Origin of the sequence: Acinetobacter rudis (assembly GCF_000829675.1) — a bacterium.
GTDB classification, from domain to species: Bacteria; Pseudomonadota; Gammaproteobacteria; order Pseudomonadales; family Moraxellaceae; genus Acinetobacter; species Acinetobacter rudis.
Genome location: NZ_BBRX01000001.1, coordinates 93,985 through 118,306 on the forward strand (window position 1 = coordinate 93,985; position 24,322 = coordinate 118,306).

Here is a 24,322-nt window from a genome sequence, read left to right on the forward strand (position 1 = left end):
TGTTATTCCTCTGCAGAAGCCTTCGCATGTTCAACGTTTGCATGAGTATCTGTTGCATGGTCATCTGCACCATGATAGTTACTCATATATCTGTTAATCACCGATTCGAACAATTTAGGTTCAACTGAAGAGTAATATGTCACAGGATGTGGCTTAGTTGGGTAAGTACCCTCAGCCGCAATTTTCGCTGCTTCAGCTTTTTCTTCTGGTGTTACAGCACGTGCAACGATGTGCTCGATTTGAACTTTAGCACGATGGCCGTCACGCAAACTTGCAAATTCAGTTTGGTCAAGTAGACCTTTTTGAATTGCTGCTGGGTTAACTTTAGTACCTTCGTTTGCTTTAACCGCTGCTACCCACGCTTGATAATCCGCTTCAGTCATACTGTATGCTTTGAAACGCATTTGTGAGAAACCGTAACCGCTGTAGTTTGAAGAAAAACCGCGGAATTCACCGGTAGAGTCAGCCATGATGTTCAGGTGAGTTTGCATACCCGCCATTGCATAGATTTGACCTGCTAACTGTGGGATGAAGAAAGAGTTCATCGTGAAGTTAGAAGTTAAACGTAAGCTAACCGGAGTTTTTTCTGGGAAACGCATTTCGTTAACAGTTGCGATTTGTTCATTTGGATAAATAAAAATCCATTTGTACGCTTCAGCAACAACTTGAACGTTAACTGGTGCTTTATCAGAATCAATCGGACGGTACGGGTCATACTTGTGGGAACCCCACCAAGTTAACCAAGCTAGAATACCAATAATAATGACTGGTACACCCCAAACCACGACTTCGATCGTAGTTGAATGTGTCCATGTCGGTTCATAGTCTGCATCTTTATTCGACGCGCGATATTTCCAACCAAACCACAATGCCATAATAATAGATGGAATAACCACCAATAGCATTAGGCCAATCGCTTTCATCATCAGATCACTTTGACCTGCTGCGACTGGACCTTTAGAGTTTAGAAGTACCATATCACCACCGCAACCTGTTAAAAGTACGGCAAGCGTTGATAAAGACAATACAGCTAAAATTGTTTGTCTCATTTTACAACCTCGGTGAAGAGTCCCATTCCCTAATAATATGGGATAGCGATTGTAGTGCCTCGAATTAAACATTATTGTAATTTACAACAGTAAATATTCGGACACCGCTACGTTGTAGGGGATTATGCCTGATATCGCAAAACTTAGCTACAGCTAAAGACGCATTAAAGAATTGTTCATACAATCGTTTTTTGCAGCGCAAGGGCTTTGTTTTTATAGTATTTGCAGGAAAAAGAGCGGGGAGCTAAGGGGTGCATTTACACCCCTTGAGTGGCTAGTTATTGGTTGATGACTTTAGTTTTAGCCAATTTATCATGGAGTGTTTGGCGTTTTTCATTTAAAGCGAAGACAACATCAAAAAGAATGAATAGTGGTAATGCGCTGATGATCAATACAAACATAAAGGTACGAATAAGAAAAACTCGTAAAAAACCAACTTTGTTGTTGCTTTCTGCATCAACAATTTTAATTTTCATAATTTTCTTACCAATACTTTGACCATATTTAGTGAGAAAAACGGCCTGCACCACCAACATGAGTAAGGTGCAGATTGAAATGATTTGAATGGTGTCTAGTGAAACAGGCAACAAAGCTGCAAATTCAGCTTGTGCGCTTTCCATCGTTTTGTAATCTAAAGAGAGTGAGCTAGAACGCATTTTCTCTAAAGCAACTAAAATCTTTTCATAGTTGTCCTGAGCAACAATATAAATTTGTATACCCACCAATGGAAACCAAAAGAGTAAATCGATAAGTTTGGCAAGCACACGTTGCTTTACAGTCGCAAGTTCAGCCACCTTCACGGGCTGATTTTGCGCAGCTGCATGCGTACGAGCGGTTGTTGTAGTTACTGGACTCGCTGTAATTGTTTCCGCGGCGAAGGTATTATTTTTTACTTCTGGTTCAAAAGACAATTTACCTTGAGTAAGTTCACCTAGGGCCTTCCATTCAGTCATCCCTTGATACCAAGCTAAGTCAGTTAACAAGACCTGTTGGCTGCTGAGCATTTGATTCACTTGTTCTACGGTATAAGGCCCAGCCTGTTGATTATTCCGTGCCAAATATATTTGCATAAGACTCTAATCTCTAAATCGTATTTCTAAACCTTTAAAGGCCATTGTAAAGCTTTAATCACAATGATGATATTTAAAAGAGTTAAAAAAAAGACCCATTGTAGTAATGGGTCTTTTTTATCATGTTTTCTTATGCATGTTTAGTTTTTTCTTCAGCAAGGAAGAACCAAGTTTCAAGCACTGAGTCAGGGTTTAAAGATACTGACTCAATACCTTGTTCCATCAACCATTTTGCAAGATCAGGATGGTCAGAAGGACCTTGGCCACAGATCCCTACATATTTACCAGCTTTACGACATGCATGAATCGCCATAGAAAGTAATGCCTTAACCGCAGCATCACGCTCATCAAAGAGGTGAGAAACGATACCAGAGTCACGATCTAGACCAAGCGTTAATTGAGTTAAGTCGTTTGAGCCAATAGAGAATCCATCGAAATGTTCAAGGAATTGCTCAGCCAATAACGCATTGGTTGGTAATTCACACATCATGATGACTTTAAGACCATTCTCACCACGCTTAAGACCATTTTGAGCAAGAAGCTCAATCACACGTTTCGCTTCAGAAACTGTACGAACAAATGGAATCATGATTTGGATGTTGGTTAGACCCATTTCATCACGCGCTTTTTTCAAGGCACGGCATTCTAATTCGAAGCAGTCGCGGAAGTTGTCAGAAACGTAGCGGCTTGCACCACGGAAACCAAGCATTGGGTTTTCTTCTTCTGGCTCATATAACTTACCACCGATCAAGTTGGCATATTCGTTTGACTTAAAGTCAGACATACGAACAATGACTGGTTTGTCTGCAAAAGCAGCAGCAAGTGTTGAAATACCCTCAACCAATTTCTCAACATAGAACTCGATTGGAGAAGCATAACCCGCAGTACGCGCCATTACAGCGGCACGAGTTTCACGTGGTAGGCTGTCAATGTTGAGTAAAGCTTTAGGATGCACACCAATCATACGGTTGATGATGAATTCAAGACGCGCTAGACCAATACCTGCGTTTGGAATTTGAGCAAAGTCAAATGCACGATCAGGGTTACCCACGTTCATCATTACTTTAAACGGTAGGTTAGGCATTGAATCAATTGTATTGCGCTGAATTTCGAAGTCCAAAGCACCTTCATAAATAAAGCCAGTATCACCCTCAGCACAAGAAACAGTTACTTCTTGACCATCAGTTAATACTTCAGTTGCGTTACCACAACCTACGATTGCTGGAACGCCAAGTTCACGTGCAATAATTGCAGCATGACAAGTACGACCACCACGGTTCGTGATGATTGCAGCTGCACGTTTCATTACTGGTTCCCAATCTGGGTCAGTCATATCAGAAACAAGTACATCACCTGGTTGAACTTTGTTCATTTCTTTAATTGATGTAACGATACGCACTTTACCCGCACCGATACGTTGACCAATTGAACGACCTTCACAAATTACGCTACCTTTTTGCTTAAGCAGGTAACGCTCCATGGTGCCAACATTTTCACGGCTTTTTACTGTTTCAGGACGTGCTTGAACGATATAGATTTTACCGTCATCACCATCTTTCGCCCACTCGATATCCATCGGTGCTTGATAATGGTTTTCAATGATTAATGCTTGTTTAGCAAGTTCTTGAAGCTCTTGATCATTTAGCGCAAATTGTTGACGATCAACTTTTTCTACATCAACAATAGCCACTGATTTACCAGCACTACCACTGTTGCTGTAAATCATTTTTTGATGTTTAGAACCAAGGTTACGACGGATGACCGCATGTTTGCCAGCGCGAAGTAATGGCTTAGATACGTAGAATTCGTCAGGGTTAACCGCACCCTGTACAACCATTTCACCCAAACCATAAGAGGCAGTAATAAATACTGCCTCACGGAAACCTGTTTCTGTATCTAGAGTAAACATCACACCAGCAGCACCCGTTTCAGAGCGTACCATGCGTTGAATACCCGCAGATAAAGCAACAATGTCGTGTGCAAAATTTTGATGTACACGATAGGCAATAGCGCGGTCATTATAAAGAGATGCGAACACTTCTTTAATTGCAATTAAAACATTGTCGATGCCGCGGATGTTAAGGAAAGTTTCTTGTTGACCAGCAAATGATGCATCAGGAAGGTCTTCTGCTGTTGCAGAAGAACGAACAGCAACCGCAATATCAGGGTTGCCTTTGGCTAAGTCAGTAAATGCGTCACGAACTTCTTTTTCTAAGGCTGCAGTCAGTGGAGTTTCTACAACCCATTGGCGAATTTTAGCACCTGAGATAGCCAGAGCATCAACGTCATCAACGTTAAGTTGGTTTAATTCAGCTTGAATGCGTGCATTCAAACCACTTTGTTCAAGAAATTCACGATAAGCATCTGCGGTCGTCGCAAAGCCACCTGGAACGGATACACCAGCGTTAGCCAAATGACTAATCATTTCTCCAAGTGAAGAGTTTTTACCACCCACGATCTCAACGTCGTGTTTCCCTAGTTTTTCCAGACCGATAACGCGTGCTTCCAAAGTTGTTACTCCACTTATGCAGATATTAATCAATATCTTGGCATGAAAATTTAGCAAATAGACTTAGTGATATATGATTACTAAGCGACAGTCATGTAAGATGGGTTTACTATAAAGATTATATATCGCTAAGACAAATGTTTGGGGAGAATTTTTAATGTCAGAGAGTAAACTCATAAAGAGAAGCGTATTTTTTATATCCGATGGCACCGCAATTACTGCAGAAACTTTAGGTCACTCACTTCTGGCGCAGTTTCCAAATGTACAATTTGATATTCATATCATTCCCTATATCACCACTGAAGAAGCGGCGATGGAAGTTGTGATTGATATCAACCGTTGTGCGGATGTAGATGGGGAACCACCACTGGTATTTGATACCTTAGTTGACCCCTATGTACGTGATATTATCAATACTGCAAATGCTGTTAATCTTGATGTTTTTGAAGGATTAATTAGTAAGTTATCTGATATCTTAGCGACCCAGCCTACAACTTTAGTCGGGCAGACACATGCAGTGACCGATTCAGAGTACTACAAGGCTCGAATTGATGCTGTACATTTCGCCTTGGATAATGACGATGGTGCATTAACCAGACACTATGATAAGGCTGATTTAATCCTGATTGGCGTATCTCGTTCAGGTAAGACACCAACCTCGATTTATTTGTCATTGCAATTTGGAATACGTGTAGCGAATTATCCTCTAACTGAAGAGGATTTAGACGATAACCGCTTGCCTCAAGTACTTAAAGCACACAAAAACAAGCTATTTGGTTTAATGATTGATGCTGATCGTTTGGTTGCTATTCGTACGGAACGTAAAGCAAATAGCCGCTATGCAAGCTTTAGTCAATGTCAAATGGAGCTACGTGCTGTTGAAGGCATCTTTATTTCTGAAGGGATCAAATATTTAAATGTCTCTGAAATGTCGATCGAAGAAATTTCAACACGTGTTTTACAGATGACTGGTTTAAAACGTCGTATTGGTTAATGAGTATTCCATCAGTTTTAAAGTGAGATCAGGTTACTTGCTTTAAAACTGAACTTTTGAGAAATGCATAAATGAAAATAAAACGATCACTTTTAGCTGTGTTGGTTGCGGTATCTTTTGCGGCACACGCAGAAACTTTGCCAGAGTTTGAACAAAAGCTCATTGAACAGTATTACCAAGCTGAGATCAGTGGTCGAGTTGAGGCTGACCAATATAATAGTGAAATCGCGAAGGCGATTATTGCTAAGGTCGAAAAAGATCCCCAAACGTGGTCTTATAAATTCCCCGCCTTAGTCAACAAACGTATGTTGGATATTCACTATAGTCCAGACCAAAAGATTAAAATCTATCAACTTGATGTATCTAGTGGCGGTACCATGCGTTTCTTTAATAACCTCGCGCAGTGGAAAACCCCTACAGGTCTAAAAACACAGTTGATTGAAGAGGATGCTTTGATTCGTAAGATAGACCAAACGCAATTAGCAAAGCGTAATACTTACTTTATCTTATCTCAGTCTATCGGGAGTAATTGCGATGGTGCAGCAAATATCTCTGCATATCATTTAGCTGCAACTAAAATGGTCTCGGCCAACGCATTTCAAAGTAAAAAACAGCGTATGCAAAATATTTCAGTTCCATTTGATTGCAGCGCATATCCAGCAGATAGTCCACAGATGCAAGATAGATCAACACTTACTCAATATTTGATTCGTGTAGATCCTAAAATGCAGTTTATAGATATTCGCTTGTTAAATGAAAAGTATGTACCGCAAAATAAATTTTTGCGTTATCAGAAAGGACAGACAAACTATCAGTATACAGGTGTGGTCAAGCCTTAAAATGTATAATCCCAAGACATATCCAATGTTTTGGGATAGTCTACAACTGTGTTAATCAAAAACTGTAATAAACCGTTATATAAGCCATATCCTTTAAGCGCTTATCTTTAGCATTTACAAAAGTGTATTCGGTATATACTTTGATGTCTTTGCTGATTTGCGAGACAAGGCCAATAAATTTATGATTAATATAATCGTTCTGATCAGCGACAAGTGATAGGCGATCTACAGCAATATAAGGTTGTAATTCGGTAAAATAAGCACGATCAAATTTAAAGTTATAACCAGCAAAAGCTTCAAGACCATAACCATCTCCGATAAAATAATTTTGCCATTGCCGCTCATGCGTAGTAGGGACAAAATTATGATAATAAGACGCTGTGCCGACTAAATACCACTGATTTGGTGTGAATGTTACTGCAGTACCTAAAACATTTTGTTCTATATTTCTTTCTTGTTTTAAATCGGAGAGTTTGGCTTTCGTTGTGCTATAGGCTGCACTTAAAGTCGTGCTGGGATTGAGCTGATAATCAAAGCCTAAACCTGCACCATTTTTACGTTTGTAATAGATTGGATCAATCGAGTCATCCGCAGGGTTTTGTATGGCTGATTCAGGAAATAGTAGATTGGCATAGAGTTTAAAGCGATTAAAATTTTTGATGTACATGAGGTTATTTCTAGCTCGGGTACTGGCACCATCATACTCACCATTGATCCCCACTGAGCTGGCGCTGGCTGCACCATCATTATCCCATACATCACTTTTACTACCGATCACCGAATACTGCATTCCGTACTGCTTACCATAACTTAAATGTCCCCAGTTTTGATTATCGATTCCGATATAGGCTTGGCGTGTTTGGTGTGAGGGAGCACCCGGTACATAATGGTCTTCCCAACCAAGTATTTTGGGAACATTGATGCCTAATTCATAATATCCAGTTAACTTGGTTGCTGGGCTAAAATCATAATTCATCGTAAAGCGAAGACGGCTTGCACCATCATGCATATTACGTTCATATTTTTGCTGATTTCCAGATTTAAATGTCCATTCTGGGCGCAGTTGACCACCAAATTGAAAGCTGAAAGGAGAGAGTAATTCACTATCAAGCTGTCCCTTTTTAATAACATCGATTTCTGCATGAGTATAGATAGGGATGACGATACATGTAGAAAATATGATTTTGATTAAATATAAATTTTTTGTATTCATGATATTCTCGGCTTGAATTATAAGTGTGAAAATAAAACACTTATTCAAAATGTAAAACTTAAATATAACTAATCCTATGTATTTAAATTTATTTTGATGGATATTGAATTGTATATTGAGATGTTGATTGTTTTGGTAAAATTCCTTTGCTGATTCTTATTTAAAATTAATACCTTGTATTTTTAGTCGATTGATATTTTAAAAGCTTGGAGCATGTTCTAGCTTATTGGTTTGATCGAGCTAGAGAGTCATTATCTAAAAAATCCATCTTTAAGATTTTTTTATTTTAGTGTTTTGCTGAGGGGTTAAACAAGTTTTTTTTATTATATAAAAAAATATCAATGATATTTAATTTTATTATTTTTATATTGCGCATTCTAATTGGTGTTTTATGTAATTTAATTATTTTATTTTGTATTAAAATTATTTATAATTTTAAATTTTATTGGATAAAATAACTTAGTGAAAATTATATATTAAATATTTAATCCAATTTATTATGTCTAAAACTGACATATTTAATCCCTAGTTAGTGATATAAATCCTAAACCCTCATTCTATTAAGCATGTAAAACATAAATTATAGTTATAACTCATGACTTAAATGAAAGGTTTATCGATGGAGTTGTTCAAAAGTACATTACAACATTGCCCCGAAATTTTATTATTTTTATCTATTGCAATTGGTTTTTGGATAGGTAAATTCCAAATTGGAACATTTCAATTGGGTGGTGTTGCAGGCGCTTTGCTGATTGCAGTGCTGTTGAGTGTGTTCGGTGTCTCAGTTGATAGCGGTGTAAAAGCAATTTTATTTGCTTTATTTATTTATGCTGTGGGGTTTGAAAGTGGCCCTCAATTTTTTAAATCTTTGGGTCCAGAATCAATTAAAGAAGTTCTGCTAGCATTATTCATGGCAATCAGTGGACTAATGACAGTTTGGTTCGTTGCTAAATTTTTTCATTTGGATAAAGGTCTAGCAGCTGGCCTTGCCGCAGGGGGAATGACACAATCTGCCATTATGGGTACGGCAAGTGACGCATTATCTCGCTTAGATTTACCTTTAATCGAAATACAACGTTTACAGGCCAATATTGCAGTAGGTTATGCCATGACCTATGTGTTTGGTTCACTTGGTGCAATTATTGTCTGTGCTAATGTTTTACCCAAATTTATGCAACGTGAAATTCATGATGATGCACTTTTGGCCCAATCAGATTTGCTCAATGGAGCTATAGAGTTAGCTCCTAGACAAGCAATGGCAATGCCTGAAATTGTAGGGCGTATTTATCGTGTTGATGCTGCTGATGGGCAGTCTATTCAAGAGATTGAATCACGTGCTCAATGTCTAAATACTGTAAACACCATTACGATTGAAAAGTTAAAACGCGATGGTCATTTGATTGATATTACCCCTGGTACAATTTTAAAAAGTAATGATGTTGTATTGGTGGTCGGACGCGTTAAAAGTGTTGTGGCAAGTGCTGCTTATATCGGGCAAGAGTTACAGTCTTCAGTAGGTATGGAATTAGTCATGGAAACGACGGAGGTTATCCTAAAAAATTCTAGATATATCGGACGTAGCTTGGGTGATTTAGTTCGAAATACCCCACCTTATTTAAAGCATGGTATCTATATATTATCCATTCATCATAAGGGTGCACTTGTTGAATATCATGAGGATTTTGTTTTTCATTATGGCGATATTATTACGATCTATGGTACACAAAGTGATCTGCGACGAGTGATTAAAGAGGGTGGGAAAATTCTACCAATGAGCCTTAAAACTGATTGGGCTACACATGCCGCAGGGATCGCACTCGGTTTGATTATTGGGCTATTGACTGTGCATATTGGTGGTATTCCATTGACTTTGGGAGCAGGAGGCGGAGCTTTACTTTCTGGTTTACTATTTGGGTGGATGCATAGTCGCAATCAATTAAATGGCAATATGCCTGCTGCAGCAGCTCAATTGTTGAAAGATTTCGGACTGGCAGGTTTTGTTGCTGCTGTGGGTTTGCAGTCGGGTTTACAAGCCATTCAAACAGTTAAAGACAGTGGTTTTTCATTATTTTTACTGGGTGTTATTGTCACGTTATTACCCCTGTTGCTCAGTATGTTATTTGCACGCTATGTACTCAAATATAACAACGTAGCGGTTTTTGCTGGTGCTTTAGCTGGCGCGCGCAGTGCAAATCCTGCATTTGGTGCAGTATTAGATAAAGCAGGGAACTCCATTCCAACAGTGGCATTTGCAATTACCTATGCATTAGCGAATGTCTTTTTAACTTTGCTGGGCCCGATCATCGTGGGCTTGGTGTAATAAATAAACTCATCAATGAAAACAGTATCCTAATAAAGGATTTTTTAAATGCTTAAAACAGACTATACAAAATTTGCAAAACTTAGTCCTTTCGAATTAAAAGATAATTTAATTGCATTAGCACAGCGTAAAACAGATCGGATGATGCTAAATGCAGGCCGAGGTAATCCTAACTTTTTGGCTACACTGCCACGTCGAGCTTTTTTTCAGCTTGGTTTATTTTCCACAACAGAGGCAGAGTTCTCTTTTTCATATATGCCAGAAGGTTTAGGCGGCTTTCCCCGAGCAAACGGTTTGCAACAGCGTTTTGACCACTTTCTGTTGAGTCATCAAGATCAATCGAGTGTGGTTTTTTTAGGAAAAGCAATTTCCTATGTACGTGATCAACTCGGCCTAGATGCTGATGCCTTTTTATTGGAAATGGTTGAAGGGGTGCTGGGATGTAGTTATCCGATCCCTGATCGTATGCTAAAGATCAGTGAATTAATTATTAAAGAATACATTTTTCGTGAAATGGGAATATATGGCCTAAACACAGAATCAATGGATTTGTTTGCTGTAGAAGGGGGTACAGCAGCTATGGCTTATATATTTAACTCTTTAAAAGAAAATAAAATCATTGATTATGGTGATCAAATTGCTATTGGTGCACCCATATTCAGTCCTTATCTTGAAATTCCAGAATTGAACGATTATCAACTCAAACAGGTGCTTATTCATGCAGATCCTGAGCAAGGTTGGCAATATCCAGAGTCTGAGCTCAGAAAATTAGAAGACCCTGCGATTAAAGCTTTCTTTTTAGTCAATCCCAGTAATCCACCATCAGTGAAAATGAGCGATCAAGGTTTGGCAATATTGGCAGATATTATTAAGAAACGTCCAGATCTGATTATCTTGACAGACGATGTATATGGGACTTTTGCCGATGACTTTAAATCTCTATTTGCTGTTTGCCCCAATAACACCATTTTAGTGTATTCCTTTTCTAAATATTTTGGTGCAACAGGTTGGCGCTTAGGGGTGATCGCTTTAAGTCGAGAAAATATTATCGATGAAAAAATTGCGGCATTATCAACACAAGACCAAGCTGAGTTGGATAAACGTTATAGTTCTCTAACAACGCAGCCACGAAATATCCGTTTTATCGATCGGATGGTTGCTGATAGTCGTAATGTGGCTTTGAATCATACATCTGGATTATCTACACCCCAGCAAGTACAAATGGTGTTGTTTGCGTTATTTAATATGATGGATTCTCAACAGTCTTATAAAAAAGCAGTGAAGTCTCTGGTACGTGAACGTGACTTGGCATTGTATCGTCAGTTAGGTGTGAAACTACCACAAGATAGCAATTCAGTGGACTACTATACTTTGGTCGATTTAGAAAATACTTCACGTGAGTTGTATGGTGAGCATTTTGCTGATTGGGTAATGAAAACCAAGGCACCCACTGAGTTATTGTTTAGGGTTGCAGATGAAACCGGCATTGTCTTATTACCCGGCTCTGGTTTTGCAGTAGAGCATCCATCAGCTCGTGCATCTTTGGCCAATCTTAATGTATATCAGTATGCTGCAATTGGTCGGTCGTTAAGACGATTTGCTGATGAGGCTTATCAAGAATACCTCGTGGCCATGCAACATTCACGCGTTGGCTAGCTTTCCAATATTCATGTATTAAAAAAGAGGCATATGCCTCTTTTTAGTTTCATTTTACAATTTTGTATTAAACCGTCTTAAATGATTGGGAATCAGAATGAGATCGGAACGTATGTGTAAACTAAGCCATATACTAATGCTGCTGTCAGAGTGGCGACAACAATTTTCTTAAAAGTAAAATAGATAATGCTTAACACAATAAAGCCAGCGAGCATCGCAATGCTTTTGTCGGGATTCTCTAGTAGTGGTGGTAGTGTAGCCACCACTAACATGGCACTAATCGCAGAAATTCCAATTGAACCCAAAGCAATTTTGATCCACATCGCACCACGTTGATCATTTTTTTTATGCATTTTTTCAATGAAAAAAAATGGCCCAAAACGTGACGCAAAATTGGCAATACCAACAATAATACCGACAAGTATAATTTCAATATTCATGGATGATCACCTGCATGTTTATTATTTCGATCAATCAGATAATATTTGATGAGGCCAGCAACAATCCCTGAGCTAATACCAACAAAAATGGCAGTGGAAAGCCCCAAGAGATAGCACGTTAATGCAGTAATACCGAGCACAACTGAAACTACAAAATAATGTTTCTTTTCAAATGCTGCGAGTAAGAAACTTAAAAATAGTGCGGGTAATAAGAAGTCTAAGGCTGCTTGTAGAAATGCGGGGAGAAACTGGATTTGATTGGCAAACATACCACCTAAAAATGATCCAAGACTCCAAGATAACCAACTAAATAAACTCAAGCCCAGCATCCAAGCCTCTGACCATTGTTCGCGGCGCTGTGAAAGCTGAATCATGCCACTGGCAAAGACTTCATCTGTAAGCCCCCACGACCATAAAGCTGTGGTTTTTAGATTTAACTTATCTTGTATCAAGTTGACTAAGGCGGGTCCATAAAGCAAGTGTCTGATATCGAGTGCAATGACAGTAAGTGCTGTCATCCAGATCGATGTACCACTGGCTAATAAGGCAACGACCAAAAACTGACTGGCGCCTGCATACATGGTACACGAGAGAAATAATGCCTCCCAAGCACTAAAACCAAATTGTGAAGCAGATACACCAAAAGCAAATGATACAGGTAAATATGTGAATATAATAACTTGGCTGTCTTTAGCGCCTTGCCAGAATTGGACAATGCGACGATTTGCAGCACTCGTGTGATGGGACACCGTACACCTGTTGATTGATTAAGTTTTTATAACAATGATAGGAGCATAGTTTTACGCGATGAATAAACACAGAAAATAAATCAATGTGTTAAATCCAGATCTAATGCGAAAACAGGCTTTAAATTGGTTGAGAATTATAACCGAATTGCATAGCATAGTGCGCAATTGTTTAATTATTGATGTGATACTCATGAGACTTTTGCAATTGCGTTTTGTGGCTGTTACTGCGGTAGTGCTGAGCAGTATTTTCTTACAGGCCTGTGGTCAGAACGAGCAGCAGCAAAAGGTTGAAATCAAAGCTGCACCGAAAATGAGTAATGATGCAACAGTTTATGCAAACAATGCATGGTTGTTAATCAATGACGTTGATGCCCATGTTTATCGTAAACAACTCAATTTGATTGAAAGTCAGGTACGTCAGCCAGTACGCAAGCTCAGTACAGATTGGCGTATTAATGTCAAAATGACTGACTCCGTGACTGAAGGTAAATATGCACTTTGTCGTAAAGCGTTGACCAGTTTAGATGTTTGGGCAAGGGCTACGTTAGATAAAGAACGTAATATTGCACAAAAACAAGCTGATTATGAACGTGATAAAGCACAGTGTAAGGGCGCGTTAGAGCAACCAAATTTAGGCAATACTTCTCCTAAGTCGGGCTAAGTCTTTTATATGCGTTAAAAAAAATCACGCTAACCTGTTAGCGTGATTTTTTTTATTTCAACGATTGCATTCAATAGACTGCGATCAGTTAAAAATTAAACGTTAAAGCGGAAGTGTAAAACGTCACCATCTTGTACGATATAAGTTTTACCTTCTAAGCGCCATTTACCTGCTTCTTTTGCACCAGGCTCACCATTGAATTGAATATAGTCATCATAGGCAATACATTCTGCACGAATAAAGCCTTTTTCGAAGTCAGTATGAATTACACCAGCAGCTTGAGGAGCAGTTGCACCAACTTTCACAGTCCAAGCACGAACTTCTTGTACACCAGCTGTGAAGTATGTTTGTAAACCAAGCAAGTTGTAACCTGCACGGATAACCACATTTAAGCCTGGCTCTTGCATGCCCATCGCTTCTAAGAATTCAGCACGCTCATCATCTTCAAGTAAAGAGATTTCTGCTTCGATTTGGTTGCAAAGAGGAACAACAATTGCATTTTCTTCTTCAGCAAGTTTACGTACAGCATCTAGGTGAGGGTTGTTTTCAAAACCTTCTTCTGCAACGTTAGCAATATACATGGTTGGCTTAAGGGTAAGTAGACCATAACCACGCAGTAATTTACGCTCATCATCAGACAGGTCAGCAGCTCGTGCTGGTTTACCTTCGTTGAGTAAAGGTAAGATTTTTTCTAAAACAGCTTTTACTGCAACAGCTTCTTTGTCACCGCCTTTAGCACTCTTGCTGAGACGAGTCACAGACTTGGTTACAGTCTCTAAATCTGAAAGTGCGAGCTCAGTATTGATTGTTGCAATATCATCTAAAGGATCAATTTTCCCATTGACGTGAATAACGTTTTCATCTTCAAAACAACGAACTACATGGGCAATTGCATCAGTTTCACGGATATTTGCTAAGAACTGGTTCCCAAGTCCTTCACCCTTAGAAGCACCAGCAACTAAGCCAGCAATATCAACAAATTCCATTGTTGTTGGTAAAATACGTTGTGGTTTTACTATTGCAGAAAGTTTGTCTAAACGTTCATCTGGAACAGGTACAATCCCTGTGTTTGGCTCGATTGTACAAAATGGGAAGTTTTCAGCAGCAATTGCAGCTTTAGTTAATGCATTGAAAAGGGTGGATTTACCAACGTTGGGTAAGCCTACGATGCCACAATTAAAACCCATGAACTGACTCACTAAAAAATGTCATAAAATTGCCGACGATTTTACATGAAAGCAAGGTGTAGGGGAATTGCTAGGCCCATTAAAAGCGTATGATGCGGTACTCTTTGCTGTATTTCTTTATAGTTTGTACAAATATTTGTGATTTAAATGGCTAAATACTTAGCAAATAGATTTTCTAAATATAATAATCATCTTATTTGTTGCATTGTAAAAATGCAGTGTCAATGAGTGATATCTAGATGAAAAAAATAAGAAATGTCATACTGTTGTCCGCAATGTATGTTGTATTAATACCTGTAAAACAAGGTATAAATGCTCATTGTAATTATAAATATGTCCAATTAAAGTAGCCTGTGTAAGCTAACTTAAGCATGTACAATTGAAGATTAAAAATATTATGGAGTTGAGATGCGTATACTTTACCAATTTCCGTTGTCGCACTATTGTGAAAAGGCGCGCTGGATTTTGGATTATAAACAACTGAATTACGTTGCGCATAATCTTATTCCAGGCGTACACCGAGCTTTTGCACAGTTGAAAACAGGTCAGGGCACACTACCTATATTAAAGGATCATGGGCAATGGATTGGTGATTCTACGCTAATTGCCTTGTATTTAGATGAGCAGTATCCAGAACATCCGTTATTAAAATTAAATCAGCATTTACGAGATCAAGCATTAGAAATTAATTTGTTAGCAACGACACTGGGTGAGCATGTACGTCGTTGGGGATTAGCACATTCTCTGTCAATTGGTGATGAGTCTTTGGAAATTATGATTGGGGAAAAAGGTTATTTACGCCAATTTGAAAAATTTTCTAAACCGATCTTAAAAACTCTCGTGACAAAAAACTATCAGCTCAATGAACAAAATGTTCATGCGTCTAAACTAGAGATTGAAAGGATTGTGACAGAGCTTAATACGTTATTGTTAAACAATGGTGGACAGTATTTGGTTGGTGAGCGTTTAGGGTTGGCTGATATCGCCGTGTGTTCTATGTTGGCACCTCTCCTTGAACTTGATGGGACACCTTGGGAGAAAGAGTTTGGTGCAGAGTCATCTGAAGAATTTGAACAGTATAAAAAAGAATTATTGGCTTTGCCGCTAGGACAATATGTTGAGCGCACATATCTCAAAGAGCGTAATGCACGTGTAGATTGGCGCGGAGTCTAAAACATCTAAATCGCCTAAGCCTAATTGAATTTAATTTTTAACAAGGCCAATTGGGTTTCATTGCTCAACATATTGAAAATATATTTTAGAGTGCGAGAGTCATGCGTCAAATGTGCTTAAGCGCAAAGTAATACGAATAATTTTAGATAGTGGAACACTGTTGGAAGGTGCTTGTTTATTAAGACCTCATGGGTTTATTGATAAAGGCCCTCCGAGTCAAAGTATTCAGCCTTTTTGCAGTAGCAACGAAATATCAAAAGAGAAATATGTAATCTAGGTTGCATGACTGAAACTCGATGGCCTTAACATCGGGTAGAGAGGATGCTCGAATTACCTGCATAAAATTTACTAAAAGTAGATTTTCTTGGTAAATTTAAATGATAAAAAACCTTATGCAGGTAAAATACTCTAACTTTTTTGTTTTTATCGATAAAATTTTTAAAAATATATTGAAATTAATCTGATTTAAGGGAAAAAATTAATGACCAGTATTGTTAACTTATATCTCAAGGGTGAGACGGGGATCGGAGAGAGTAAGTTTAGCATTTTTTGGGAGAAGGGCGCTAAACATACCCACAAGGTCTCGATTCGGCTTAGGACGCTATAGACCAAGAGTTTATAGGCACAGGCTCTGACTTACAAAGTTATAGTTGTTGAAGTGAAACATTATGTTTTCCCTTGACCCCTTAAAAATTTTATAGAATAAAATCTAAAAATATACTAAAAAACAAATACCTTAGATTGAATTTTCAACTGTATAACGATGCAATAACCTCATAACCTCATAACCTCATAACCTCATAACCTCATAACCTCATAACCTCATAACCTCATAACCTCATAACCTCATAACCTCATAACCTCATAACCTCATAACCTCACATGATTGATATTCATGCATTTTCATATTAGCTCTGAAATGAATTTGAGTTCATAACATTGTATATATCAAAAAAATGACGCTATTCTTAATATCTATGAGCATGGATTTGCGTGAATTTTGCTAAAAAATAACTTTTTTGCGTAAATTTAAATGATAAAAAACCTTGATTGAGTAAAATATTTCGATTTTACTTGCTAGGTGGGAAATATTTTCTGAAATTGGATTAAAAAATCTATTTTTTAGGGAAAAAATTAACAACGACTATTGTTAACTTATATCTCAAGGGTGAGATGGGGATCGGAGAGAGTAAGTTTAGCATTTTTTGGGAGAAGGGCGCTAAACATACCCACAAGGTCTCGATTCGGCTTAGGACGCTATAGACCAAGAGTTTATAGGCACAGGCTCTGACTTACAAAGTTATAGTTGTTGAAGTGAAACATTATGTTTTCCCTTGACCCCTTAAAAATTTTAAAAGAATAATCTTCAAATCTTCAAATCTTCAAATCTTCAAATCTTCAAATCTTCAAATCTTCAAATCTTCAAATCTTCAAATCTTCAAATCTTCAAATCTTCAAATCTTCAAATCTTCAAATCTTCAAATCTAATAAACGTGATACTTGTACAGTCAGTGGCCTAAGTCATAATGATTGAATTTGCTGAAATAAGTCATTAACCTTGATTGATATCTATTCATTTTAAATTCTTATGAGCAAACCTATATTTAATGTTTTTCTTGCTGTGGGTGAAAACTGTGAGTCAGAAGCTTATGCTTTACGAGCAACTTTGGAGTACTTTGGCATTCAGGTATCGACACGTTGGATCGGTAGACCCAACGACTTAATTGATATTATTTCAGGGAATGAAAATCTAAGCCATTTTGATTATTTGATTTTAAGTTTTCATGGTGATGAACAACGTTTTTGTCTGCCGAAGCTTGGTGCAGACATTTATACTAAGAATGAACCAAAATCTAAATTTTTTAGCGCAAAAGAAATACACAAATTCGGTGCATTAAACCGAATGAAAATTATATCTTCAGGTTGTACCTTAGGCGCAGAACCATTAGCACAGGCGATGTTACATGCGGGTGCTAAACTTTATATTGCGCCTAATGATTATATTGATGGTAATGCCAGTTTAATGTTTTTAACTCACTTTTTTTATCAGCTTACTTTAGGATGTTCATCACAAGTAGCATTTAATAAAGCAAGCTCGATCAATAAGGAAACTCAGTTATATCGGTTTTATAAGGCAAAGAAGTCTAGTCGTGATCATGAAAATACCTAAGGTGAATGATTAGCTGCAACTTTACTCGATAAAAATGGCTGGGTTCTTTGATTAATGACAACATTTGGAAAGTAATCATCGTCTTCGATTACGGGTCTAAAGATGGGGGGGTTGCTGGTATCGATCATAAGTTCAGATCTGAATGGTCGTGTGATTGATTGAGTGAAAATACTTTGACTGATTTGAAAATGTTGAATTTTATATTGAGTAGGATCATCTCGATTAATCTGGGAAATTTGCTGCTGATACATTTCGATTGCTTGACGACTAGGGGATGGTACTTGGCATTCAATCTGGACGGAGTATAGATCTGTAGCTTTTTTTTCAACTGATTCTAATACCTTACAACTCTTAAACATTTGACTGCTTTGATCGATCTCTATATTGATCACCTTGAGCATTTGTTTTGCTGTGTTTGCCGTGAGCCCTTGTGTATTTAACTCTCGTAGATATTGAGCAATGCCTTGTTTAGGGATGAGATCCAAAATGAGTGCCATATCCTGAGGATTATTTGAGTTTACAATGAGTTTTGCCATACTTTTTAGGTTTTGTGCTGCGTTAGGGTCATTAATGATCTGCATCTTAATCACATGTTCAGCGATGTTTCGTATTCGAGTTTGATCAATTTCAGCAGCTATAGAGAGGCTTGAATAAATGCATAGCGCACTTGTTGTACAGAATATAAATATGCGGTTTTTAATGTATGGCATGTTAAAAAAGAGCAGATAATTTTAGACTTATTATAAAGATTTAAGTTTAGTCTGACAGTAAGGAAATGCTATTCTCTCTATTTAATTGAGGATCAAAGTGTTAAATGAGTATTAAGGGATATATTGCAAGTAGTGCAGATGGTTATATTGCGAGCGTTGATGGGTCTGTTGATTTTTTAACACCTTATCAGCATATAGATTGCGGCTATGATCAATTTATTCAGGATATTGATATTGTTGTGATGGGCAGAAAGACTTATGAGGTTATTTGTGAATTGGGTGATCAATGGCCTTACCCAGAGCAACAAGGTATTATTGTAAGTTCTAATTCTGATCTTGCATTAACACACCCGAGCCTTTCAGTTTGGAATCAAGATCTATTTAGATTGGTTGAGCATTTAAAATCAAAAACAGAAATAAATGTCTGGATTGTGGGTGGTACTCAGTTACAGAATTTTTTTATTGAAAATAATTTATTGGATGTTTTAGAAGTCTTTGAAATGCCTGTGATGCTTGGAGATGGTATACCATTATTTCCAAAATTTAATTGTCCATCTTATGCTTTAAAATCAATTCATGCTGAAATGATTGAAGAAACAATCATTAAAAAAACTTATCACTTCAAATAGCCTAAGCAGAGCATAATCAATGTTGTTCTAAATAAGACATTGATTATGCAAACAAGTATTTAAATATTATTGAATTTACTGCTTTGTCTTTGGCCGTAAAGAATATATTTATTGCTTTATATGCTAAATATAGAATGTTTAAATGCTATAAATTCTAATTCAGATAAAATATTTGAATTTATTGAATTAATATGAAAAAAAATATAGAAAATAGTGGAAAAGTATTCTTATTAGGGAAATAATTGAGCATGGATGTTGTTAACTTATACGTCAAGGGTGTGATGGGGATCGAAAAGAGTTGTTAGTCCATTTTGGGAGAAAGGTACTAACATTATCCACGAGATCTTGATTCGGCTTAGGACGCTATAGACCAAAAGTTTATAGGCACATGCTATAGGTTACAAACGTGTAGTTGTTGAAGTAAACAAAATGTTTTCCCTTGACCCTTAAAAAATTGCCAAGCCAGTGATAATAAGATCGGGCACTTCGACAGATACTTTCAACCATGATTGCAATATAACCTCATAGGACTGGAAGATGAAACTCGACCGTTTTGATAAACAAATTCTCGAAATTTTAAGCCATGAAGAAATTAACCTCAATGAATTATCTGAACGCATAAACCTCTCTGTAAGTTCTGTACATCGTCGTATTAAAAACCTTATTGATAGCAATGTAATGGCTGATTTAAAACGCCAGATTAATTATGAGAAGCTTGGTTTTAAACTGCATGTTATTTTACAAGTTTCACTGAGCAAGCATGATAGTGAAAGTTTTGCTGCATTCTTAGAAGAGTTAGAACAAATTCCGGAAGTCATTAATGCTTTTTTAGTGACTGGGCAAACCGCAGATTTCTTAGTGGAAGTGATTGCTAAAGATATGGAGAACTATAGTGATATTCTATTGAAACGTATGGGGAAGATCGAGCATGTGGTTGCCTTACACTCAAGTTTTGTGATTAAAGAGTATAATGTACTGAACTGTGGTGCTCTATTGGGCGCACTTTAAATGAGTGAGGGATCTGTGATGTCTTTACTAAAGCAAAAAATAAGTCATGACGATATTGATCACCTCTATGTTTCAAGTTATCAATATGCTGGTTTTGGGATACGTTTAGTCGCAACTTTGATCGACTTATTTTTATATTTAGTTGTCATGTTACCGATAGGTTTATTGTTTGATATACCTGCATATAATGAAAACGTTACATATAACTGGACAGAAGGCTTACTTCAATTGGCATTTGCTGTCATCTATATATTTTGTTGGATGCGCTACGCTGCGACACCTGGTAAAGTTTTAATGGGACTTAAAGTACTGGATGCCGAGACTGGTAAAAATATCAGTTTAAGTCAGGGTATTTTTCGTTATTTAGGATATATTGCTTCAGCAGTGGTATTTTTTCTGGGTTATTTCTGGGTTATTTCTGGGTGTTTTTTGATGATAAAAAACAGGCTTGGCACGATAAAATGGCCAAAACTGTTGTCGTTCAAGAAATTGACTAAAGTCGCTTAAGATATGATGTGTAAATTGATGTTATTGAGCTTTAAAGTACTACAATATGATTTAGTTGTATTTCACTCTAAAGATTTCTAGGATTAAATAAAGAGATTAAAAAAATGCAGTGTCATAGGACACTGCATTTTTTATCGATAAAAATAAATATTCGTCAACATTAATGTCTAGAGAGTATTGATGCTTTATTCAGACTTTAATCGTTTTAGAATATTTCGAACAGTTTTAAATATAATAAAACCAACGATCAAGACAATGTATAAAGGCCAAATGGTAATGAGGAAAACCAAGAGATCTAAAACAAATTGCCAGCCATATTGCACCCCATTCCACGCTCTTTTCCAGAAACTATCTGCATTTAAACGTGCTACCGCATTAATATTTACATCAATACGTTCACGTACTAAGGTCGGTTGGTTGATTTGTAAGGCTATTGTACTGTAACGCACACGATCTTGCGTTTCCATTTGAGTCAATCGCGAAATTTCATTGAGCTGCGTATTGCGGGTATTCGAAGGTACAGTTTGCGTTTGATCTATTTTTTCCTCAAGCAACTTTAACTCATAGCGTTTAGCTGAATATTGTTGCTGATTCATAAAATACATGAGTGGTAAAAGCTGATTAACAAAATTTGCTGCTTTATCACTTGGAATACGGACAATCATCTCTGCCTGAGGTTCAACTTTTTCAAAAACTTTGATTTTTCCATCAGCAATATTTTGTGTCTGTATATCTGTTACTTGGAAGTTAATATTCTTTTGTTCAACAAATCCACCCGTCTCAACAGTAAGTTTATCAACAGCTAAAGTGGTTTTTACCACATCTTGAGCACTAAATCCGACTTGTGCTTCGCGGACCATACGACGATTTTGTTCAACAGGATTAACCGTTGGATTTAATATCGTTTCAGGTTTTTGCTCAGTGACAGGGGTCGCATTCGCTTCAGCTGATCCTACTGCATCGGTATCAGCGACCGCAGCATCAGCTGCAGTTGCTGCATTTTCTGTTGATGGACTCGCTTCCTCAGCTGCTTGCTCTTTTTTCGAACATCCAGCGAGTACGATGCAACTCAGTAATACAATGAGAAATTTATTATTCATATTGATCTCGAATCTATTGATTATCGTTTATGGTGAAGACGACTTTGACTGGATATTAACAGTTATTTTTATTTGATTAAATAAATGATGAATCAACAGCGCTAATTCATCAACTGCTATGTATCTGCTACTCAGAACTAATCACAGTTTGTTTAAGCATTAAATCGAGAGGGTCGGAAAGTCGTGAAAATGTCGTGTTCAATGCCCATAGTTAATTCTTCACATACCAACCGACCGATACTCGCAGCACAGGTCACTGCTGGGTGCATTACAGCAACATATACAGACTGTGCTTGATCGATGAAGCCAATAATAGGGTAGCCATCTTCGGGTACTGGACGATAGCCAATTGATGAATGTTGTAGTGAAATTGATTGCGTATGATCAAGCCCTTTTTTGATTAATTCTTCTGCTTCATAGGCGATTTCAGCAAGGCTTTTATTCGCAACATAATCTTCAGCGGCAAGTAGATCACCGTTTCTGGCATGGCGAACTTCAAAGTTATCACCAGATAAGAGGGTATTTACCACAGGTTCTGTGCTGTTAAAACGTAGCAGTATAGCAGGAGAGCTGAGCACAGGCAGAAACGGGTTGATTGAGTCAGCGATTGTTGGAATCTCAGTACCGCATGCAAGAACAACATAATCCGCTTTTATTGGACCATTTGAGCTCTCTACACCTGTAACTTTGCCATTTTCTTGCGTAAGTGCACTAACGTGGGTTTCTGTGATGAGCACAGCACCATATTGACAGGCATGCTGAGTCAGTAAATAGGTTGCTTCCTTGGCATCAATAGATCCATCAATAGCCATGAAGCGAGCAGATGTGGGTGGACAGAGTAAGTTTGGTTCTAGTTGTCTGACTGCAGATTGATCAAGAGTGACTTCACCAACTAAGTGATCTGATTCAGTTGTGTATTTGATTGAACCATCCCAGTGAATGGCAAGCGCAGGAAGCTCTTGTTCGAGTCTATGCCAGTCTTGAATTGCAATTTGGCGCAGTAATGCATCAGGAGCATCAGGATGAACTGCTGCTGTAATCCATCCAAAAGCGCTACCTGTGGCAGCACTCGCAGGCTGATTTTTATCGATGATCGTGACTTGAAATCCTTTTTGACTCAGATGGTAGGCAATTGAACTTCCAACAATACCTGCTCCAACGACAATCACGTGTTTTTTAGAATTTGACATGTTTTTACTCGTAAATGAATGATGATGCAGCTAAATATCACCTAAACTGCGGTAAGCACCAGGACTAACCCCTGTCCATTTTTTAAATGCTCGATGGAAGGCACTTGGATCATGAAAATTTAATTCATCACTGATTGCTTGAATCGATTTTTCGGTTTTAGTGAGAAACTCAATGGCCGTATCGCGTCGAATATCATTTTTTAACTGCTGATAGCTTAGACCTTCATGTTTTAGACGACGTTGAACAGTGGCTTCAGACATATTGAGACGTTGTGAAAGGGCATTAAGTTCTAACCACTGTGAAGGATGCACACGCATCAAATGCTTGCGTATTCGGTTGCTCAATGCATCTGGATTTTTAAATCGAGTGAGAAGATTTTGTGGCGTATGAAGCATAAATTGATACCAGCTTTGTTTATCTTGCTTAATTTTTATATCTAAATAAGCTGCATCAAACTTGATTTGATTATGTTCTGCCATATAACTGATTTTTTCACAAAAACGAACGCGATAATCTTGATCATCTATAGGTGCCTTACAACGCAGTTGAATGTTTTCAATTAAAATACGTTGGTCAGCTAACCAGCACATCAAGGTATGCACTAACATTAAATAAGTCGCGTAACTAAACATGGGTTTAATCTGGTGATGATCATGTAACAACAATAATGCATGGCCTTGTTCGACTTTGAGTTCACTATAAATATCATCAAAAATAGCATTAAAAAATTGCAGAATCTGTTGCACAGCTTTTCCGACAGTTTCACTGTGCATGACTAAACGAGAAATCAGTTGGTAACTGCCTCGACGCATTGGATGGCGGTCCATACCAAAAAACTCATCATTCATATGATTGGCAAGTGCAATCCAAAGCTGTGCATATACGCTTACTGAGACACGAGTTTTGCTTGACTGCATCAACTCAAGCGGGATTCCAACTTCAAATAAGAGCTGATCTGTATCTAAACCTTGTAGCCGTGCTGCAGCTAAGGCTTCATGAACCAAAGCAATTGAAATGGTTCCTTTGCTATATTCAGGTTGTTGTAAAGGGTTGAAAGGGAGATCATGTTGCTGATCACCTTGAGTATTTTGCATATTACTGTCCAAATCCATCAAGCAGAATGCATGTTTTGGAAATTGTACTGAAT

20 protein-coding genes and 1 pseudogene are annotated in these 24,322 nt (G+C 37.7%); 10 read left to right on the forward strand and 11 right to left on the reverse strand.

Annotated elements, in window-relative coordinates:
* Window positions 1-2: 2 nt before the first annotated feature.
* From cyoA to ppsA, 3 genes are all read right to left on the reverse strand, one after another.
* The gene (gene cyoA, locus Aru01_RS00435) at window positions 3-1,049 is read right to left on the reverse strand and encodes a ubiquinol oxidase subunit II (protein ID WP_016656115.1); all 1,047 of its coding nucleotides are present in this window, start codon (window positions 1,047-1,049) and stop codon (window positions 3-5) included.
* Between the two features lie 278 nt (window positions 1,050-1,327).
* Complete coding sequence (locus Aru01_RS00440) at window positions 1,328-2,119, reverse strand: RDD family protein (protein WP_016656116.1); 792 nt, start codon at window positions 2,117-2,119, stop codon at window positions 1,328-1,330.
* A gap of 130 nt (window positions 2,120-2,249) precedes the next feature.
* On the reverse strand, window positions 2,250-4,628 hold the full coding sequence (gene ppsA, locus Aru01_RS00445) for a phosphoenolpyruvate synthase (RefSeq protein ID WP_016656117.1): 2,379 nt from the start codon (window positions 4,626-4,628) through the stop codon (window positions 2,250-2,252).
* A gap of 157 nt (window positions 4,629-4,785) precedes the next feature.
* Here ppsA and ppsR point away from each other — a divergent pair, with 157 nt between their 5' ends.
* Window positions 4,786-5,622: a posphoenolpyruvate synthetase regulatory kinase/phosphorylase PpsR gene (ppsR, locus tag Aru01_RS00450; protein WP_016656118.1), complete on the forward strand. Its 837-nt coding sequence runs from the start codon at window positions 4,786-4,788 to the stop codon at window positions 5,620-5,622.
* 71 nt (window positions 5,623-5,693) lie between these two features.
* A complete protein-coding gene (locus Aru01_RS00455) occupies window positions 5,694-6,461 on the forward strand; it encodes a hypothetical protein (RefSeq protein ID WP_016656119.1) in 768 nt (255 codons plus the stop codon).
* Between the two features lie 55 nt (window positions 6,462-6,516).
* Here the strand turns inward: Aru01_RS00455 and Aru01_RS00460 are convergent, their stop codons facing one another.
* Window positions 6,517-7,674, reverse strand: coding sequence for a porin (locus Aru01_RS00460; protein WP_016656120.1), 1,158 nt, complete (start codon window positions 7,672-7,674; stop codon window positions 6,517-6,519).
* Window positions 7,675-8,293: 619 nt separating this feature from the next.
* Here Aru01_RS00460 and aspT point away from each other — a divergent pair.
* The gene (aspT, locus tag Aru01_RS00465; protein WP_016656121.1) at window positions 8,294-9,994 is read left to right on the forward strand and encodes an aspartate-alanine antiporter; all 1,701 of its coding nucleotides are present in this window, start codon (window positions 8,294-8,296) and stop codon (window positions 9,992-9,994) included.
* Between the two features lie 48 nt (window positions 9,995-10,042).
* Window positions 10,043-11,650: a bifunctional aspartate transaminase/aspartate 4-decarboxylase gene (locus tag Aru01_RS00470; protein WP_016656122.1), complete on the forward strand. Its 1,608-nt coding sequence runs from the start codon at window positions 10,043-10,045 to the stop codon at window positions 11,648-11,650.
* Window positions 11,651-11,742: 92 nt separating this feature from the next.
* On the opposite strand, the gene ygaH is transcribed toward Aru01_RS00470, so the two are convergent.
* Together ygaH and Aru01_RS00480 are read right to left on the reverse strand one after the other, a co-directional pair.
* Entirely contained in the window at window positions 11,743-12,090 is a 348-nt protein-coding gene (ygaH, locus tag Aru01_RS00475; RefSeq protein WP_016656123.1) for an L-valine transporter subunit YgaH, read from the reverse strand.
* The gene (locus tag Aru01_RS00480; protein WP_040331268.1) at window positions 12,087-12,806 is read right to left on the reverse strand and encodes an AzlC family ABC transporter permease; all 720 of its coding nucleotides are present in this window, start codon (window positions 12,804-12,806) and stop codon (window positions 12,087-12,089) included. The genes ygaH and Aru01_RS00480 overlap by 4 nt, the downstream gene beginning before the upstream one ends.
* Before the next feature lie 223 nt (window positions 12,807-13,029).
* Here Aru01_RS00480 and Aru01_RS00485 point away from each other — a divergent pair, with 223 nt between their 5' ends.
* Window positions 13,030-13,500: a hypothetical protein gene (locus Aru01_RS00485; RefSeq protein ID WP_040331201.1), complete on the forward strand. Its 471-nt coding sequence runs from the start codon at window positions 13,030-13,032 to the stop codon at window positions 13,498-13,500.
* A gap of 95 nt (window positions 13,501-13,595) precedes the next feature.
* On the opposite strand, the gene ychF is transcribed toward Aru01_RS00485, so the two are convergent.
* Window positions 13,596-14,687: a redox-regulated ATPase YchF gene (ychF, locus tag Aru01_RS00490; protein ID WP_016656126.1), complete on the reverse strand. Its 1,092-nt coding sequence runs from the start codon at window positions 14,685-14,687 to the stop codon at window positions 13,596-13,598.
* Between the two features lie 408 nt (window positions 14,688-15,095).
* Here ychF and Aru01_RS00495 point away from each other — a divergent pair, with 408 nt between their 5' ends.
* Window positions 15,096-15,860 carry a glutathione S-transferase family protein gene (locus Aru01_RS00495; protein ID WP_016656127.1) on the forward strand — a complete coding sequence of 255 codons (765 nt, stop codon included), beginning with the start codon at window positions 15,096-15,098 and terminating at the stop codon, window positions 15,858-15,860.
* Window positions 15,861-17,448: 1,588 nt separating this feature from the next.
* Window positions 17,449-18,030, forward strand: coding sequence for a hypothetical protein (locus Aru01_RS00500; protein WP_016656129.1), 582 nt, complete (start codon window positions 17,449-17,451; stop codon window positions 18,028-18,030).
* On the opposite strand, the gene Aru01_RS00505 is transcribed toward Aru01_RS00500, so the two are convergent.
* On the reverse strand, window positions 18,027-18,611 hold the full coding sequence (locus Aru01_RS00505) for a hypothetical protein (RefSeq protein ID WP_040331202.1): 585 nt from the start codon (window positions 18,609-18,611) through the stop codon (window positions 18,027-18,029). The genes Aru01_RS00500 and Aru01_RS00505 overlap by 4 nt on opposite strands.
* A 233-nt stretch (window positions 18,612-18,844) precedes the next feature.
* Here Aru01_RS00505 and Aru01_RS00510 point away from each other — a divergent pair, with 233 nt between their 5' ends.
* The 3 genes and pseudogenes from Aru01_RS00510 to Aru01_RS18815 all read left to right on the forward strand — a co-directional run bounded on the left by Aru01_RS00510 (window position 18,845) and on the right by Aru01_RS18815 (window position 20,874).
* Complete coding sequence (locus tag Aru01_RS00510) at window positions 18,845-19,369, forward strand: dihydrofolate reductase family protein (protein WP_016656131.1); 525 nt, start codon at window positions 18,845-18,847, stop codon at window positions 19,367-19,369.
* Between the two features lie 537 nt (window positions 19,370-19,906).
* Entirely contained in the window at window positions 19,907-20,377 is a 471-nt protein-coding gene (locus Aru01_RS00515) for an Lrp/AsnC family transcriptional regulator (protein ID WP_016656132.1), read from the forward strand.
* 18 nt (window positions 20,378-20,395) lie between these two features.
* Window positions 20,396-20,874, forward strand: a pseudogene (locus tag Aru01_RS18815) (RDD family protein).
* Window positions 20,875-21,069: 195 nt separating this feature from the next.
* On the opposite strand, the gene Aru01_RS00525 reads toward Aru01_RS18815, so the two are convergent.
* The 3 genes from Aru01_RS00525 to Aru01_RS00535 all read right to left on the reverse strand — a co-directional run bounded on the left by Aru01_RS00525 (window position 21,070) and on the right by Aru01_RS00535 (window position 24,269).
* On the reverse strand, window positions 21,070-21,984 hold the full coding sequence (locus Aru01_RS00525) for a DUF4349 domain-containing protein (protein WP_016656134.1): 915 nt from the start codon (window positions 21,982-21,984) through the stop codon (window positions 21,070-21,072).
* Between the two features lie 152 nt (window positions 21,985-22,136).
* Window positions 22,137-23,174, reverse strand: a complete 1,038-nt coding sequence (locus Aru01_RS00530; protein WP_016656135.1) for an NAD(P)/FAD-dependent oxidoreductase — start codon at window positions 23,172-23,174, stop codon at window positions 22,137-22,139.
* A gap of 30 nt (window positions 23,175-23,204) precedes the next feature.
* A complete protein-coding gene (locus Aru01_RS00535) occupies window positions 23,205-24,269 on the reverse strand; it encodes an AraC family transcriptional regulator (RefSeq protein WP_016656136.1) in 1,065 nt (354 codons plus the stop codon).
* Between the last annotated feature and the right edge of the window lie 53 nt (window positions 24,270-24,322).